At 64.2% G+C, this 14,692-nt stretch carries 12 protein-coding genes; 5 read left to right on the forward strand and 7 right to left on the reverse strand.

The genetic code is table 11. From position 1 onward, the window contains the following. Positions 1–252 precede the first annotated feature (252 nt). Positions 253–2,274, reverse strand: a complete 2,022-nt coding sequence (locus HND55_13295) for a sodium-translocating pyrophosphatase (GenBank protein QKK03551.1) — start codon at positions 2,272–2,274, stop codon at positions 253–255. Positions 2,275–2,629: 355 nt separating this feature from the next. On the opposite strand from HND55_13295, the gene HND55_13300 reads away from it, so the two are divergent. Next, positions 2,630–3,319, forward strand: coding sequence for a hypothetical protein (locus HND55_13300; GenBank protein ID QKK03552.1), 690 nt, complete (start codon positions 2,630–2,632; stop codon positions 3,317–3,319). Positions 3,320–3,384: 65 nt separating this feature from the next. Here the strand turns inward: HND55_13300 and HND55_13305 are convergent, their stop codons facing one another. Next, positions 3,385–3,753, reverse strand: a complete 369-nt coding sequence (locus HND55_13305; GenBank protein QKK03553.1) for a SirB2 family protein — start codon at positions 3,751–3,753, stop codon at positions 3,385–3,387. A gap of 242 nt (positions 3,754–3,995) precedes the next feature. On the opposite strand from HND55_13305, the gene HND55_13310 reads away from it, so the two are divergent. Next, a complete protein-coding gene (locus HND55_13310) occupies positions 3,996–5,888 on the forward strand; it encodes an acetyl-CoA hydrolase/transferase family protein (protein QKK03554.1) in 1,893 nt (630 codons plus the stop codon). Between the two features lie 8 nt (positions 5,889–5,896). Here HND55_13310 and HND55_13315 read toward each other — a convergent pair whose 3' ends face one another. Next, the gene (locus HND55_13315; protein QKK03555.1) at positions 5,897–6,295 is read right to left on the reverse strand and encodes an MAPEG family protein; all 399 of its coding nucleotides are present in this window, start codon (positions 6,293–6,295) and stop codon (positions 5,897–5,899) included. Between the two features lie 135 nt (positions 6,296–6,430). Here HND55_13315 and HND55_13320 point away from each other — a divergent pair, with 135 nt between their 5' ends. Next, positions 6,431–7,432 carry an isoaspartyl peptidase/L-asparaginase gene (locus HND55_13320; protein ID QKK03556.1) on the forward strand — a complete coding sequence of 334 codons (1,002 nt, stop codon included), beginning with the start codon at positions 6,431–6,433 and terminating at the stop codon, positions 7,430–7,432. Continuing rightward, a complete protein-coding gene (locus HND55_13325; protein ID QKK03557.1) occupies positions 7,422–7,604 on the forward strand; it encodes a CPXCG motif-containing cysteine-rich protein in 183 nt (60 codons plus the stop codon). The genes HND55_13320 and HND55_13325 overlap by 11 nt, the downstream gene beginning before the upstream one ends. Positions 7,605–7,644: 40 nt before the next feature. On the opposite strand, the gene metF is transcribed toward HND55_13325, so the two are convergent. The 3 genes from metF to HND55_13340 form a co-directional block, all read right to left on the reverse strand. Beyond that, positions 7,645–8,523, reverse strand: a complete 879-nt coding sequence (gene metF, locus HND55_13330) for a methylenetetrahydrofolate reductase [NAD(P)H] (protein QKK03558.1) — start codon at positions 8,521–8,523, stop codon at positions 7,645–7,647. Positions 8,524–8,614: 91 nt separating this feature from the next. Continuing rightward, positions 8,615–10,075 carry an adenosylhomocysteinase gene (locus HND55_13335; protein QKK03559.1) on the reverse strand — a complete coding sequence of 487 codons (1,461 nt, stop codon included), beginning with the start codon at positions 10,073–10,075 and terminating at the stop codon, positions 8,615–8,617. A 182-nt stretch (positions 10,076–10,257) separates the two neighbouring features. Beyond that, complete coding sequence (locus tag HND55_13340; GenBank protein ID QKK03560.1) at positions 10,258–11,475, reverse strand: methionine adenosyltransferase; 1,218 nt, start codon at positions 11,473–11,475, stop codon at positions 10,258–10,260. 159 nt (positions 11,476–11,634) lie between these two features. Here HND55_13340 and HND55_13345 point away from each other — a divergent pair, with 159 nt between their 5' ends. Then, positions 11,635–13,092: a cardiolipin synthase gene (locus HND55_13345; protein QKK03561.1), complete on the forward strand. Its 1,458-nt coding sequence runs from the start codon at positions 11,635–11,637 to the stop codon at positions 13,090–13,092. Between the two features lie 50 nt (positions 13,093–13,142). Here the strand turns inward: HND55_13345 and HND55_13350 are convergent, their stop codons facing one another. Continuing rightward, positions 13,143–14,654, reverse strand: coding sequence for an AAA family ATPase (locus HND55_13350; GenBank protein ID QKK03562.1), 1,512 nt, complete (start codon positions 14,652–14,654; stop codon positions 13,143–13,145). Positions 14,655–14,692 lie beyond the last annotated feature (38 nt).

Genomic DNA, 14,692 nt, shown 5'->3' on the forward strand with positions numbered 1-14,692 from the left:
TTCCCCGGAATGACCAGGGTCCAATGATTGAATGATGGAACGGAACCCTGGCCTCGTCCGTCGGGGATGCGACCCCGACCTACGGACGTCTTCGCTGTTCGATTGGGTCATTGGAATCTGTTTGTGACCGGATGCTTGAGATCTGGAATCTTCTGACGCGCTGCGTTCGTTCTGTTCTGCGTCATCACCCCGCACATCAAGGAAACGCGGCCAGCGGCCGCGTTTCCAATGCACCAAATCTGACCTACCCGATCAGTGCGTCAGCAGCGGTGCGATCACCAGACTGACGATGGCCATGACGTTGATCAGGATGTTCATCGACGGGCCCGAGGTGTCCTTGAGCGGATCGCCGACGGTGTCCCCGACTACGTTGGCCTTGTGGGTGTCCGAGCCCTTGCCGCCGAAGTTGCCTTTCTCGACGTACTTCTTGGCATTGTCCCAGGCGCCGCCGGCATTGGCCATGGTCAGCGCCAGCAGCACGCAGCCGAGCAGGGCGCCGCCGAGCATGCCGCCGAGTGCCTCGGCGCCCAGGCCGAAGCCGATCACGACCGGGCCGAGCACGGCCAGGGCGGCCGGCAGCAGCATGCGCTTGATCGCCGAGGTGGTGGCGATGTCGACGCAGCGCGGCGCGTCCGGCTCGGCCTTGCCCTCGAGCAGACCCGGTATCTCGCGGAACTGGCGGCGGATTTCGGTGATCATTTCGAAGGCGGCGTCGCCGACGGCGGTCATGGTGATGGCCGCGACCAAAAACGGGAAGATGCCGCCGATGAACATGCCGATGAGCACGTTCGGATCGGAGATCTCCAGGGCGAAGCCCGGCAGGCGATGGGCGACTTCGGCGATGTAGGCCGAGATGATGGTCAGCGCGGCCATGGCGGCGGCGCCGATGGCAAAGCCCTTACCGATGGCCGCCGTGGTGTTGCCCAGCTCGTCGAGCGAGTCGGTGATCTTGCGCGTCTCCTCGCCCAGGCCGGCCATTTCGGCAATGCCGCCGGCGTTGTCGGCGATGGGGCCGTAGGCATCGATGGCCATGGTCATGCCGACGGTGGCGAGCATGGCAACGGCCGCAATACCCACGCCGTAGAGGTCGGCGCTCTGGTTGGCCACGAAGATCATCACGCAGATCGACAGCACCGGTATGACGACCGAGCGCATGCCGGTCGACAGGCCGGCGATGATGACCGTGGCCGAGCCGGTCTCGCCCGCGCGGGCGATCTCGCGCACCGGCTTGCCGGCCGTGAAGTACTCGGTCGACAGGCCGATGACGATGCCGCCGACCGCGCCGATCAGCGCGGCGAACCACACGCCGGTTTCGATGCCCAGGTACTGGATCAGGAAAAACGCCAGCACGATAAAGCCGATGGCGGCCGACATGGTGCCGGTGCGCAGCGCGACTTCCGGACTCTTGCCGGAGGCGGCCTTGACCAGGCCGATGGCGCCGATTGAACAGACCAGGCCCAGTGAAGCCAGCAGCAGCGGCAGGGCCATGATGGCCGAGCCCTCGCCCAGACCCTCGACGTAGCCGCCGCCGGCCTGCTGCACCATCACGGTAGCCAGGGCCACGGTGGCGATCATGGCGCCGCAGTAGGATTCGAAGATGTCCGAACCCATGCCGGCCACGTCACCGACGTTGTCGCCGACGTTGTCGGCAATCACGCCCGGGTTGCGCGGGTCGTCCTCGGGGATACCGGCCTCGACCTTGCCGACCAGGTCGGCGCCGACGTCGGCCGACTTGGTGAAGATGCCGCCGCCGACACGGTAGAACAGCGCGACGACGCTGGCGCCCATGCCGAAGCCGTGGATACGATGGGCGGTTTCGGGATCGGCGCCGAACACCACGTACAGGGTGCCCAGGCCGAGCAGGCCGAGCGAGGCGACCAGCATGCCCATCACCGAGCCGCCGTAGAAGGCCACGCTCAGGGCCTTGGCTGCGCCGTACTCATGGGCGGCGCTCGTCGTGCGCACGTTGGCGCGGGTGGCCGCGTACATGCCGAAGAAGCCGGCCAGGGCCGAGCAGACCGCGCCGACCAGGAAGGATACGGCGGTCTGGATGCCCAGCCCCGAAACCGACAGGGCCACGAAGATCACGGCGACCGACAGGCCGATCAGGATCAGCTCGCGGCGCATGAAAGCCGAGGCGCCCTGCTGGATCATCACGGCGATCTGGCTGGGCTTGCCTTCCATGGCCGGGTAGCTCATCACCACGCGGTAGAGAATGTAGGCCACGATCAGACCCACGACCCCGAGAACCGGGGGAATCATTAGCTGGTTCATTTTTGCTCCAAAATCGGACCGGTTGAGAAACGGTGATCCGGGCAGCTGCAGGCCCGGCCGGGATCGACGCTGGGTCGACCCCGGAAAATCGGACGATTGTAAGTAAAAACAGGCTGCAAAGGAAGGCTTTCGGCTGAGGTGACGCGATCGGCCAGCGTGCAATCGCGCGCGAGCAACCCTATACTTGTACCGGATATGCATCGAAATCGCTGCATTCGGCCGACAGAGGGAGCCGGCCAGCCCGAGCCGCCGGACGAGATTCACCAGGGGGGCGGAACATCGAGGCGCTACAGCTGCCCGGGCACCGGCCGATCCATAAACGAATCTGTTTGAACCATGTACGGGTAATGCGCACATGACGGAAGTTGTCATCAAACTGGCCCTGAGCCGCCGCTCCGGAATCCTGGCCGCGGCCGTCTCGGCGCTCACGCGCGCCGGTCTGACGTTCAGAAGTCATCACCTCGAGCCGGTCAAGCACGATGGTCGATATCGGCTCGATCTGCTGGCTGACACGGACGAGAGCCTGGGTGATCCGCGCGCGATCATCGACGCCCTGGTTGCGATACGCGGCGTCGAGACCATCGTCGACTGCGTCATTGAAGGGCGTTCACTACTGGGACCGGATAAGCCGACAGCCGATGACCGCGAGGAAGTACCCGGCGCCGGGGATCCACCGGCAAACGATGATGGCAGCGCCGGACCTGCGCACGGTGCCACCGATCGCGCCAGCCAGCCTGAGCCAAAGCCAGAGCCTGAGCCAGCGCCGGAAATCGCGGCCGAGGCAGCGGCAGGCAAACCGGCTCAGGGCCGCTCGGCGGACGATCGTATCCCCGCCGGCACCGAAACGGATTCCGGTAACCGCACTCGACCGGCCGAAAACCCGCGCATCTCGGACGACGCCGCAGCGTCTCCCCGGGATGAGCGACGAACGGGACAAACACCAGAAGATGCCCGCCAATCCGGCCCGGGCTCTGACGACTCGAACAGCCAGCGCGCCCGCCCGATGCGCTCGTCGATGGTGCGGCGGCGCCGGCGGCGCCGATAGGTCATTGCTCAGCGGTTACTAATGCAGTCACTAATCGACTGAGTGTCTGCTGATTAGTGACCGCATTAGTAAAGCGCCGGTTTGTGAACGGCAATGACGGCAATCGTGACGAATACGACCAGCGAAAGCAGATAGAGCAGAATGCCGCGGGGCGTGTGGCCGCCGCGAAACGCCAGCATGCCCAGCACGATGTAGACCACGATCAGGGTGATTTTGACGCCAAGCCAGGACAAGAAAGGCCAGCCAACCAGAAGCCACAGCGTGATGCCGGATGCCAGCAGCAGGGTATCGATGATATGGGGCGTCACGCGGATCACCGGGTGCGACACCGGACGATCGAGTACCACCTGCACGAATCCGCGCAGGGCAAAACCCAGCCCGCTGATCAAAGCCAGCATGATGTGGGCGTGCTTCAATAGCGGGTAGTAGCTCATGCAATCAATCCCGTGATCCGGTTCATGGGGAGCAGTGCGCCGAAGCAACCCGCCGGCAGGCGATTTCCGGCGCGCGAATGATGGTAGCGTATTGTCCGGGTCAGCGGGTGACCATTGAAGCTCGTTTTCAGGCGCAGCGACATGGCGACGGTTGACCGCCTCGGCAGGCCGGCGGGCGTGCCGGGCAGTGACAATTGCCGCCCCGGCCAGGGTTGGGGCTGCAACCAGGAGACGGCGTGAACATGAACACCAGCAGCGACACCGGGTATGAGCAACTCGTCGAGCGCAGCATCGCGCGCATCGGACGCCGCATCGTCCTGGGCTTGCCGCTGGGACTCGGCAAACCCAACCGGCTCGTCAACGCGTTCTACCGGCGTGCATGCGAAGATCCCGAGGTTCGCCTGGAAATCGTGACCGCGCTATCGCTCGATTTGCCCGAGGCCGGCCACTGGCTCGAACAGCGCCTGATGGCTCCCATTGTCGAACGTCTTTTCGGGCCGGACTACCCGCGTCTGGAATACCTGGTCGACCTCAAGCGCAGACAACTGCCCGACAACATCGCCGTCACCGAGTTCTACTTCCAGTCCGGCGCCGCACTGGGTCAGCCGCTGATGCAGCGTCGCTACATCTCTTCTAACTACACGCACGTGGCCCGCGACCTGGTCGACCGCCGAATCAACCTGCTGCTGCAGCTCGTCGCCGGCCCGCAGGACGGCCGCTACAGCCTGTCGTGCAACCCGGATGTCACTCTCGACCTGCGCGCTGCCTTGACCGAGCGGGCCGACTGGCCCTGGATGACCATCGGCCAGCGACACCCGGACCTGCCGTTCATGTACGGCGATGCAGTGGTGGAAGCCGATTTCTTTGACCAGGTCATTGACGACAATCCGCAACAACCGCTGTTCGGCGTCCCGCGCACACCGGTTTCGAGGCAGGATCACGCAGTGGGAATACAGGCCAGTCGGCTGGTTGCCGACGGTGGCACCCTTCAGATCGGCATTGGCTCGCTGTCCGACGCCCTGGTCAACGCCCTGATCCTCCGCCATCAGCGCAATTCCGATTACCGTCAGGCGGTCAGCGCAATCGGCGGGGCTGAGCTGCCGCTGGAGTCCCGCGCGCCGCTCGACCAGGGTCTGTACGGTGCCAGCGAGATGTTCATGGATGGTTTCATGCATCTGTACCGTGCCGGCATCCTCAAACGGGAAGTGTTCGACGACCTGGCGCGCCAGCAGCAGGCCAATGCCGGCAAACCGGTCGACGCGGCCGGGACCGGCGCGATCATGGATGGGGGGTTCTTTCTGGGCAGCCGCGATTTCTACCGATTCCTGCGCGAGCTCGACGACTGCGAACGCCCGCGCTTCCGGATGCATGGCGTCGGCCGAATCAACCAGCTCTACGGCGGATCGGAGGCGCTGGAGATCGCACAGCGCAGGCGGGCGCGCTTCATCAATACCTGCATGATGGTCACGGCAACCGGCGCGGCAGTCTCCGACGGGCTGGCCGACCACCAGGTCGTATCCGGCGTTGGCGGGCAGTACAACTTTGTCGCCATGGCGCATGCCATGGACGACGGTCGATCGGTGCTGATGCTGCGGTCCACGCGCACCGGCAGCGATGGCCGGACGAGCTCGAATATCGTCTGGCAGTATCCGCACACCACCATTCCCCGCCATCTGCGTGACCTGGTCGTGACCGAGTACGGCATCGCCGATCTCAGAGGCCGCACCGACGAGGAGTGCATCCGTGCGCTGATCGGGATCACGGACGCGCGCTTCCAGGAAGAGCTGGTCCAGCGCGCCAAACAGGCCGGCAAGCTCGACAAGGCCTGGCAGATACCCGATCAGGCCCGGCACAACCTGCCAGACCGACTCGACCTTGCTTTGGCGGCGACCGCGGACCGTTTTCCTGACTACCCGTTCGGCAGTGACTTCACTGCGGTTGAACAACGGTTGATTGGCGCCCTGCAGCGGCTGAAGCGACGCTCGAACAGCCGCCTGGGGCTTGTCGGCGCGCTGCTCAAGGGACGGCCGGCAATGTTTGGCCACGAACTGGAGCAGCTCGGGCTGCGCCGGCCGCAATCCCTGCGCGAACGGCTCTACGCCCGGCTGGTCGCAGCGATGCTGGCCGAGGGCTGATTAAGCCTTCAGCCCGAAACCGCCAGCACCACCGCCAGAATCGCAGCAATCATCAGCACCAGCCAGTGAAGCGCGGTACCCCAGAAGCGGCCAAACGACGTGCCGGCACTGCGATTGAGCCCCCAGAAACCGTGCAGGACGCGACTGGCGACAAGCGCGCTGCCGAGGATGTGAATGACCACTCCGGGCAGCCGCGACGATGCCTCCAGCAGCAGCAACAGCAGCACCGTCAGCGGCACATACTCACAGAAGTTGGCCTGGGCACGGATCAGGCACTCGAGGTGCCGGTCGCCGCCCGTACCGAGCCCGACACCGAGGGAACGGCGTGCCCGGACCACGCGAGCGGACAGCGCCAGCAGAATCAAGCCCAGCAGTCCGGCATAAAACAGTGTGGCGGCAAACGGCATCGGCCCGGTCTCCAAGGTTTTGCACGGGAATGCAGTATAGCCTGCGTGCCGGGACCGAATCGGGGCGCTTGCTCACCGGCAGTGATAGACTGCGCTCGACGTTGCTGATTGTTCAGTCCATGCAGGAGTCGGTTCATGTACAGAATGCTGGTTTGTTGTGCCGTCCTGGTGCTGTCTGCTGCGGCCATGGCTGAGGGTCGCGTGGTCATTGCCGTCCACGGCGGTGCCGGCACGATTGCGCCCAACCAGCTCGAGCCGGAGCGTGAGGCAGCCATTCGCGACGCGCTTGAGCGCGCGGTCCGTGCCGGGCACGAGGTGCTGACCCACGGCGGCCACAGCCAGGATGCAGTGGTTGCCGCCATCCACATTCTGGAGGACGCGCCGGAATTCAATGCCGGGCGCGGTGCGGTGCTGACCAACACCGGCACCATCGAGATGGACGCCTCGATCATGAACGGCGAAACGCTCGAAGCCGGTGCGGTTGCGGCCATACAGCGCGTTCGCCACCCGATCGACGCGGCCGTTGCCGTGATGAAGCATTCTCCCCATGTCATGCTCACCGGTGAGGGCGCAATCACTTTTGCGGCCCGGGCCGGGCTGGAAATGATGGATCAGGACTGGTTCATGACCGACTTCCGGCGGCGCGAACTCGAATCCATTCAGGCTGAATCGCAAACCGCCACCCGGCTGTCGGAGAGCTGGTTTTCCACGGTCGGGGCCGTTGCGCTGGACTCGCGCGGCAATCTGGCCGCCGCCACGTCGACGGGCGGCATGACCAACAAGCGCTGGGGCCGGGTCGGTGACTCGCCGATCATAGGCGCCGGCACCTATGCCGACAACCGAAGCTGTGCGGTGTCGGGCACCGGCCACGGCGAGTTTTTCATTCGCCACGCCGTCGCGCATGATATCTGTGCCAGAAAGCGCTACCAGGGGGTTTCACTGGCCGAGGCGGCTGACGAAGTGATCAACCGGGTGCTGGTGGACGCCGGCGGCAGCGGGGGTGTCATCGCGATCGACCCGGACGGCCAGATCAGCATGCCGTTCAACACCACCGGCATGTACCGCGCCGCCATCGACCGTGACGGGCAGCTGCAGGTCCTTCTCTATCGCGAGGATGACGGCACGGATGCTCACTGACCCCCTTCAGTTCAGCTGTCCCTGGTGTGGCAGCACCAATGATCTGGAGCACGATCCCGGCGAAGCCGGTCAGATCCTGATCCAGGACTGCAGCGTGTGCTGCAGCCCGATCGAGATCGAGGTTCCGGCCGAGGCCGATTCCGCGCCGCGGGTGCGCCGCGAAGGCGACTGACCCGTCGGTCTCCCGCAGCTCTGCCGGGTTCAGATTCGGCTCAGGCCGTGGCTTTGCGCACGCCATCACGGGCGGCCTGTCCGCCCAGGCCCAGATTGCGGCACAGGCGTAGCGAGGGAGCAGACCGGTTCAGCGTGTAGAAGTGAAGGCCTGGCGCGCCGCCGTCGAGCAGCCGCTCGCACAGACCGGTGATCACCTGTTCACCGAATCCAAGCAGGGAGTCACGATCTCCGGCCTTCTCCCACGCCTGAATCCGCTTGCGGATCCACAGCGGAATCTCGGCGCCACACATCTTCGAAAATCGCGCCAAACGTGAGTAGTTGGTGATCGGCATGATGCCCGGCACAATGGGCACGGTGATACCCAGCCCGTGTGCTTCGTCGACGAAACGGAAGTAGGCCTCGGCGTTGAAAAAGTACTGGGTGATCACACCGTCGGCGCCGGCCCTGACCTTGTCGGCAAGGTGACGCAGGTCGCTCTCGGGCGACGGCGACTCCGGATGGTGCTCCGGATATCCGGCCACTTCGATGGCGAACCGGTCACCGTAGTGCTGGCGTATGAATCGCACCAGATCAACGGCATAGTCAAATACGCCCGACCCGCCGCCAGAAGGCCGGTCGCCGCGCAACACCACCAGTCTTCGCACGCCGGCCCGGCTATAGTCGTCGAGCAGTTCGCGAATATTGTCGGTGTCCTCGGACATGCACGAAATATGGGGCGCTGCCGGCACCCGGGTCTCGCGCTCGATCGCGAGCACGGTCTCGCGCGTCCGCGAGCGGGTCGATCCGCCGGCCCCGAAAGTCACCGACATGTAATCCGGCTGGAGCTCGGCCAGGCGGTCCCGGGCCAGGCCAAACGCCTTGACCTGCTCATCGCTGCGGGGCGGGAAGAACTCGAAACTCAGTTGCGAATCACTCATAAGGTTTCAGGTTGCAGGTTGCAGGTTTCAGGGCGGGCCCCGGTTCACTCTTTCCTGAAACCTGAACCCTGAACCCTGAAACCTTCTTTGCCTAGTAGCGATAATGCTCCGGCTTGTAGGGCCCTTCGACCGAAACGCCGATGTAGTCAGCCTGGTCGGGCGTCAACTCGGTCAGGCGCACCCCGATCCGTTCCAGGTGCAGGCGCGCCACCTTCTCGTCGAGATGCTTGGGCAGGACGTAGACTTCGTTGCCGTAACGATCGCCATGCTTGAACAGCTCGATCTGGGCCAGGGTCTGGTTGGTAAAACTGTTCGACATCACGAAGCTCGGATGGCCGGTGGCACAGCCGAGGTTTACCAGACGGCCGCGCGCGAGCAGGATGATCTTCTTGCCGTCGGGGAAGGTGATGTGGTCGACCTGCGGCTTGATTTCGTCCCACTCATAGTTCTCGAGACTGGCAACATTGATCTCGTTGTCAAAGTGGCCGATATTGCAGACGATGGCCTCGTTCTTCATCCGCTCCATGTGGTGGTGATCGATGACGTTGTAGTTGCCGGTGGCCGTCACGACGATGTCCGCGGCCTCGACCACGCCCTCGTCTTCAAGGTTGACCACCTTGTACCCTTCCATGGCCGCCTGCAGGGCGCAGATCGGATCGACTTCAGTGATCCAGACGTTGGCCGACAGGGCTCTGAGCGACTGAGCCGAGCCCTTGCCAACGTCGCCATAGCCGCACACGATGGCAGTCTTGCCGGCAATCATGACGTCGGTGGCGCGCTTGATCGAGTCGACCAGCGACTCGCGGCAGCCGTAGAGATTATCGAACTTCGACTTGGTCACCGAATCATTGACGTTGATCGCCGGAAACTTCAGCGTGCCTTCCTTCTGCATGCGATAGAGTCGGTTGACACCGGTTGTCGTCTCCTCGGTCACACCCTGGATATTCGACAGTGCGCTGGCATACCAGCCCGGATTCGACTCCAGCCGCTTGCCAATGGACGCGAACAGAGCCCGCTCCTCGGCACTGCCCGGATTGTCGAGCACACTGGGATCTTGCTCGGCACGTGCACCGAGATTGAGCAACAGGGTCGCGTCGCCGCCATCGTCAAGGATCATGTTGGCGGTCTGGCCGTCAGGCCACTGGAAGATGCGATGGGTAAACTCCCAGTACTCCTCGAGGCTCTCGCCCTTGTAGGCAAAAACGGGTACGCCGCGCTCGACCATGGCCGCAGCGGCGTGGTCCTGGGTCGAGTAGATGTTGCACGAGGCCCAGCGTACATCCGCACCCAGCTCGATCAGGGTCTCGATCAGCACAGCAGTCTGAATGGTCATGTGCAGGCTGCCGGCGATGCGTGCGCCCGCCAGAGGCTTGGCGTCGGCGTACTCGGCACGGGTCTGCATCAGGCCCGGCATCTCGGTCTCGGCAATCGAGATTTCCTTGCGGCCGAAACCGGCAAGGCTCGGATCGGCGATGAAAAAGTTGTTTTCCGTCGAGGCGATACTGTCGTCGAACAGCACACCCTGTCTTACATCTTCTGCCTTGGCGCTCATGGTTTCAGTCCTCAATGCGGTTTGCTCATTAGTGAATTCGTCGATTTTTCGGCTTTGCTGCGTCGGGGATATGACCCCGACCCACGATGTCCTCGCAGCGCTTCGGGTGATGACGCGGGGGATTTCGAAACCGCAGGTTTCGTATGAGTCCGGGTCATTGCCCGAAGCGCGGGCACTCGTCCCTAGATTCCGGCCGCCTTTTTCAGTTCCTCGGCCTTGTCGGTCTTCTCCCAGCTGAAGGTGGTGAAATAATCGGTCACCTCCTTGCCGTCGCGGCGCACCCGGGCCGACGTTTCCTCGGGATGGCGGCCGAAATGACCGTGGGTCGCGGTCGCCTGATACATCGGGTGGAGCAGGTCAAGCGCGTTGAGAATGCCGTAGGGACGAAGATCGAAGTGCTCGCGAACGAGCGCCTCGATTTTCTCTTCGGCGATCTTGTTGGTGCCGAAGGTGGTCACCGAAATCGATGTGGGCTCGGCAACCCCGATGGCGTAACTGACCTGTAGTTCGCACTTGTCGGCCAGACCGGCGGCGACCACGTTTTTGGCCACGTAGCGGGCCGCATAGGTCGCCGACCGATCCACCTTCGACGGGTCCTTGCCGGAAAACGCGCCACCACCGTGGCGGGCCATCCCGCCGTAGGTATCGACGATGATCTTTCGTCCGGTCAGGCCGGCATCCCCCACCGGGCCGCCAATGACGAACTTGCCGGTCGGGTTGATGTGAAATCGGGTCTTGTCGTGCAGCCACTCTGCCGGCAGCACCGGCTCGATGATGTGCTTGCGAACGCCCTCGCGAATCTCGTCGAGCTCAACGCCGTCATCGTGCTGGGTCGACAGCACCACTGCATCGATGGCAATCGGCTTGCCGTCCTCGTAGCGCAGCGTGACCTGGCTCTTGGCGTCTGGCCTCAGCCAGGGCAGCGGGTTGTCCTTGTGCTTGCGCAGCCGCGTCTGCTGTTCGACCAGCCGGTGCGCGTAGAAAATCGGCGCCGGCATCAGCTCGGGCGTTTCGTTGGCGGCATAGCCGAACATCAGCCCCTGATCGCCGGCACCCTGGTCTTCGGGAATCTCGCGGTCGACGCCCTGGGCGATATCGGGCGATTGCTTGCCGATCATGTTGATCACCGAGCAGGTTCGGCCGTCAAAACCCACCGACGAGGAGTCGTAGCCAACATCCACGACGACCTGGCGGATCAGATCTTCGAGATCGACCCAGGCAGTCGTTGAGATTTCGCCTCCGACTACCACCGCACCGGTTTTGAGAAAGGTCTCGCAGGCCACGCGCGCATGCGGATCCTGCGCCAGGATGGCGTCGAGAACAGCGTCGGAAATCTGGTCGGCCAGCTTGTCCGGGTGACCCTCGGAAACGGATTCGGAAGTAAACAGATAGGCGCTCATGCGAATACTTATCTCTTGATCGGGATAGAAAGATACTATTCTAGCGCAATCCGCATCCCGTTGCATCCCGCCTCGACAAGACAGCACGGCTGCCCCGGCAGTTGCATTCGCGGCGCAAACCCTGAACACTGGCGGCGGACCATGGCCCGTGGATAATCGTTGAGCTACGAATCCCTTGTCGTGCTGCTGTTTCATGCCGTGCTGGCACCGGCCACCGCGGTTCACGCGCTGCTGTTCAAGCGCGAACCACGCGGTGCGTTCGGCTGGATCGCGGTTTGCGTGCTTTTCCCCCTGGCCGGTCCGGTGGTGTATTTGTTTTTCGGCCTCAACCGAACGCGCAGCCGCGCCCAGCGCTCGCCCATGCCCGGCCTGGTTGCCCGGGAGTGCGGTGATGCTGTCCAGCCCCCGCTGCCGGCGGACCTGCCCGTGCCCTATCACGGTCTGGCCGTCAGCGGCCGGGCACTCAGCCGCCATGCGCTGGTCGGCGGCAACACGGTTGAACCCCTGTTCAATGGCGAACAGGCCTATCCTGCAATGCTCGAGGCCATCGAGTCGGCCCGCCGGCGGGTCTGGCTGACGACCTACCTGTTCGACAACGACACGACTGGACGCAGATTCGGTCAGGCACTGGCCGCCGCCGCCCGTCGGGGCGTCGACGTGCGCGTGATCACCGATGGTGTCGGCGAATGGTATGCGCTGCCGCGCGCCAGCCGGCGCCTGGCGCGCGACGGCGTGCGCACCGCGCGGTTTCTGCCGCCCGGACTGCTGCCGCCATCCCTTTCGATCAACCTGCGCAATCACCAGAAGATTCTGGTCGTTGACGACCGGCTTGGGTTTACCGGCGGCATGAATATCGGCGACCGCCACAACATCGAGGATCCCGACAACCGCCGACCCACTGCCGACATGCACTTTTGTCTGTCAGGTCCGGTTGTTGCACAGCTCGGCCAGGAATTCCGGCGCGCCTGGACCTTCTGCACGGGCGAGCCAGACGCGGCCGAAGCGGTGCCAGAGGCGGCTGCCGAGGCAGAACGCCAGCACGATGCACAAGATGCCGGAGACACTCGATTCCTGCGCTGCCGGACCATGACCGACGGCCCGGACGAGGATCTCGACCGGCTGACGATGCTGCTGAGCGCGGCGATCGCCAGCGCGCGGCGATCGATTCGCATCATGACGCCCTACTTTCTGCCGCCGCGCGAGCTGGTCGGTGCACTGCAGTCCGCCGCGATCCGCGATATCGACGTTCAGATCGTGCTGCCTGCAGTCAACAACCTCCCCTACGTGCACTGGGCCACTCGCAACATGCTCTGGGAACTGCTCTTTCGGAATGTGCGCGTCAACTACCAGCCCCCACCGTTTAATCACGCCAAGCTGTTCGTGGTCGATGAGTATTACAGCCTGATCGGATCGACCAACTGGGATCCGCGCAGTCTGCGGCTGAACTTCGAGCTGCAGATCGAAGTCTACGGCAGCGCGCTGGCCCGGTTGCTGAATGACTACATCGACCGGGCCGCACGCGCCGGCCGCCAGGTCACCCTGTCCGAAGTCGACGGCCGCAGCGTCCCGACACGCCTGCGCGATGCCGCATGCTGGCTGTTTTCGCCCTATCTCTGATGCGTCAGTCCGCCGCGACGGTTGGCTGGTGAACCTCGATCCAGGCCGGCTCAGGCCATGACCGCCCTGTCTGCCGCCCACTGCCGCAGCTGGGCGATCGATTCGGAGCGGACAACTGACAGCGGGCGCGTGCGGCTGATTTCGGCCAGCAGATGGTCGGTGGTCAGCGGTTGATCGTCGGCATGCGCGGCGTACAGCCCACTGACGATCAGGTGCTCAAGCTCGGCGCCGGAAAAACCCCGGGTAGCAGCAGCCAGGCGATCGAGCGGAAACAGCTCGCTCTTGAGTTCACGGCGCCTGAGGTGAATGGCCAGAATGTCCTGACGCGTGGCGGCGTCCGGCAAATCGACAAAAAAGATTTCGTCAAAACGTCCCTTGCGCATCAGCTCGGGCGGCAGCGCGCTGATGTCGTTGGCCGTGGCGGCCACGAAAACGCGCGAGCGATGCTCAGCCAGCCAGGTCAAAAACGTGCCCAGCATCCGCCTTGAAGTACCGCCGTCGCTGTCCGAGGTCGCCAGCCCTTTCTCGATTTCGTCCAGCCACATCACGCAGGGCGCCATCAGCTCGGCTGCCCGGAGCGAATTACGCAGATTGCGTTCACTCTGGCCATGATAGCGGTCGAACAGGGCACCGAAGTCCAGGTGCAGCAGGGGCACCCGGAACAGTCCGGCGGCGGCGCGGGCCGCCAGGGACTTGCCACAGCCCTGCACCCCCATGAGCAACACGCCGCGCGGCGGCGTCAGTCCCGAAGGCGGTTCAGGCGCGGCGAATACCTCCGCACGCAGCTCCAGCCACCGCTTCAGGTTGGGCATCCCGGCAACATCTGCAAAACGGGCGGTTTCGAGCTCGAAGTTCAGACAGCCATCCGGGTCGAGCAGCTCGAACTTGGCCCGCATGACCGCGTCCAGATCGCTCCGATTGAGCACCCCATCGTCGAAGATGGCGTTGCGCGTCAGGCGCCGGGCGTCCTTCATGGTCAGCCCGGACAGGTTGTTGACCAGCATGTCCTGTGCCCGATCATCGACTTCCGCCGGGCCAGCGCTGCGCTGACGCCCCCAGCGCCCGGCCTCGGAACGCACCATGGCGACGAGCGTTGACCGGTCGGGCGGATACAGCTCGAACCGGCGCGCCAGTGCCGACAGCTCGGTCGGCAGGCTCAGTTCGGCGCTGACCAGCACCAGCGTCGGGCCGCAGCCCTCAGCGCCGCCGCGCGCCGCCTCGCGCATCAAGCGAATGATCAGCGGATCATCCATGAAAGGATGAAAATCCAGCAGCAACGCCATGGGGCGATCCTCGCGGCGCAGCAGGTGAACGAGCGCCTTCTCGGCATCCCGCAGCGAGGCAGCCATTGGTTCCCGGTGGCCAATGCGCTCAAGCCCGCTCGCGGCGGTCCAGACCAGCAGCGGACGCTGTATCAGGCTGCGCAGCTCGCGAAACAGGTTGACCGCATGCGGCTCGTCGTGGCTCTCGATGACCAGAAGCGAAGCGCCGCCACGAATCAGGGCGGCCAGCTCGGAGAGCTCGGCCGGGTTGACCGGCACCGGGTCGGAAGCTGAATGCATGTCTTGTCCCATGAGCACGTCATCGTGGATTGTGCACC

This window comes from Pseudomonadota bacterium, from assembly GCA_013285445.1.
GTDB lineage: Bacteria > Pseudomonadota > Gammaproteobacteria > Xanthomonadales > Wenzhouxiangellaceae > Wenzhouxiangella.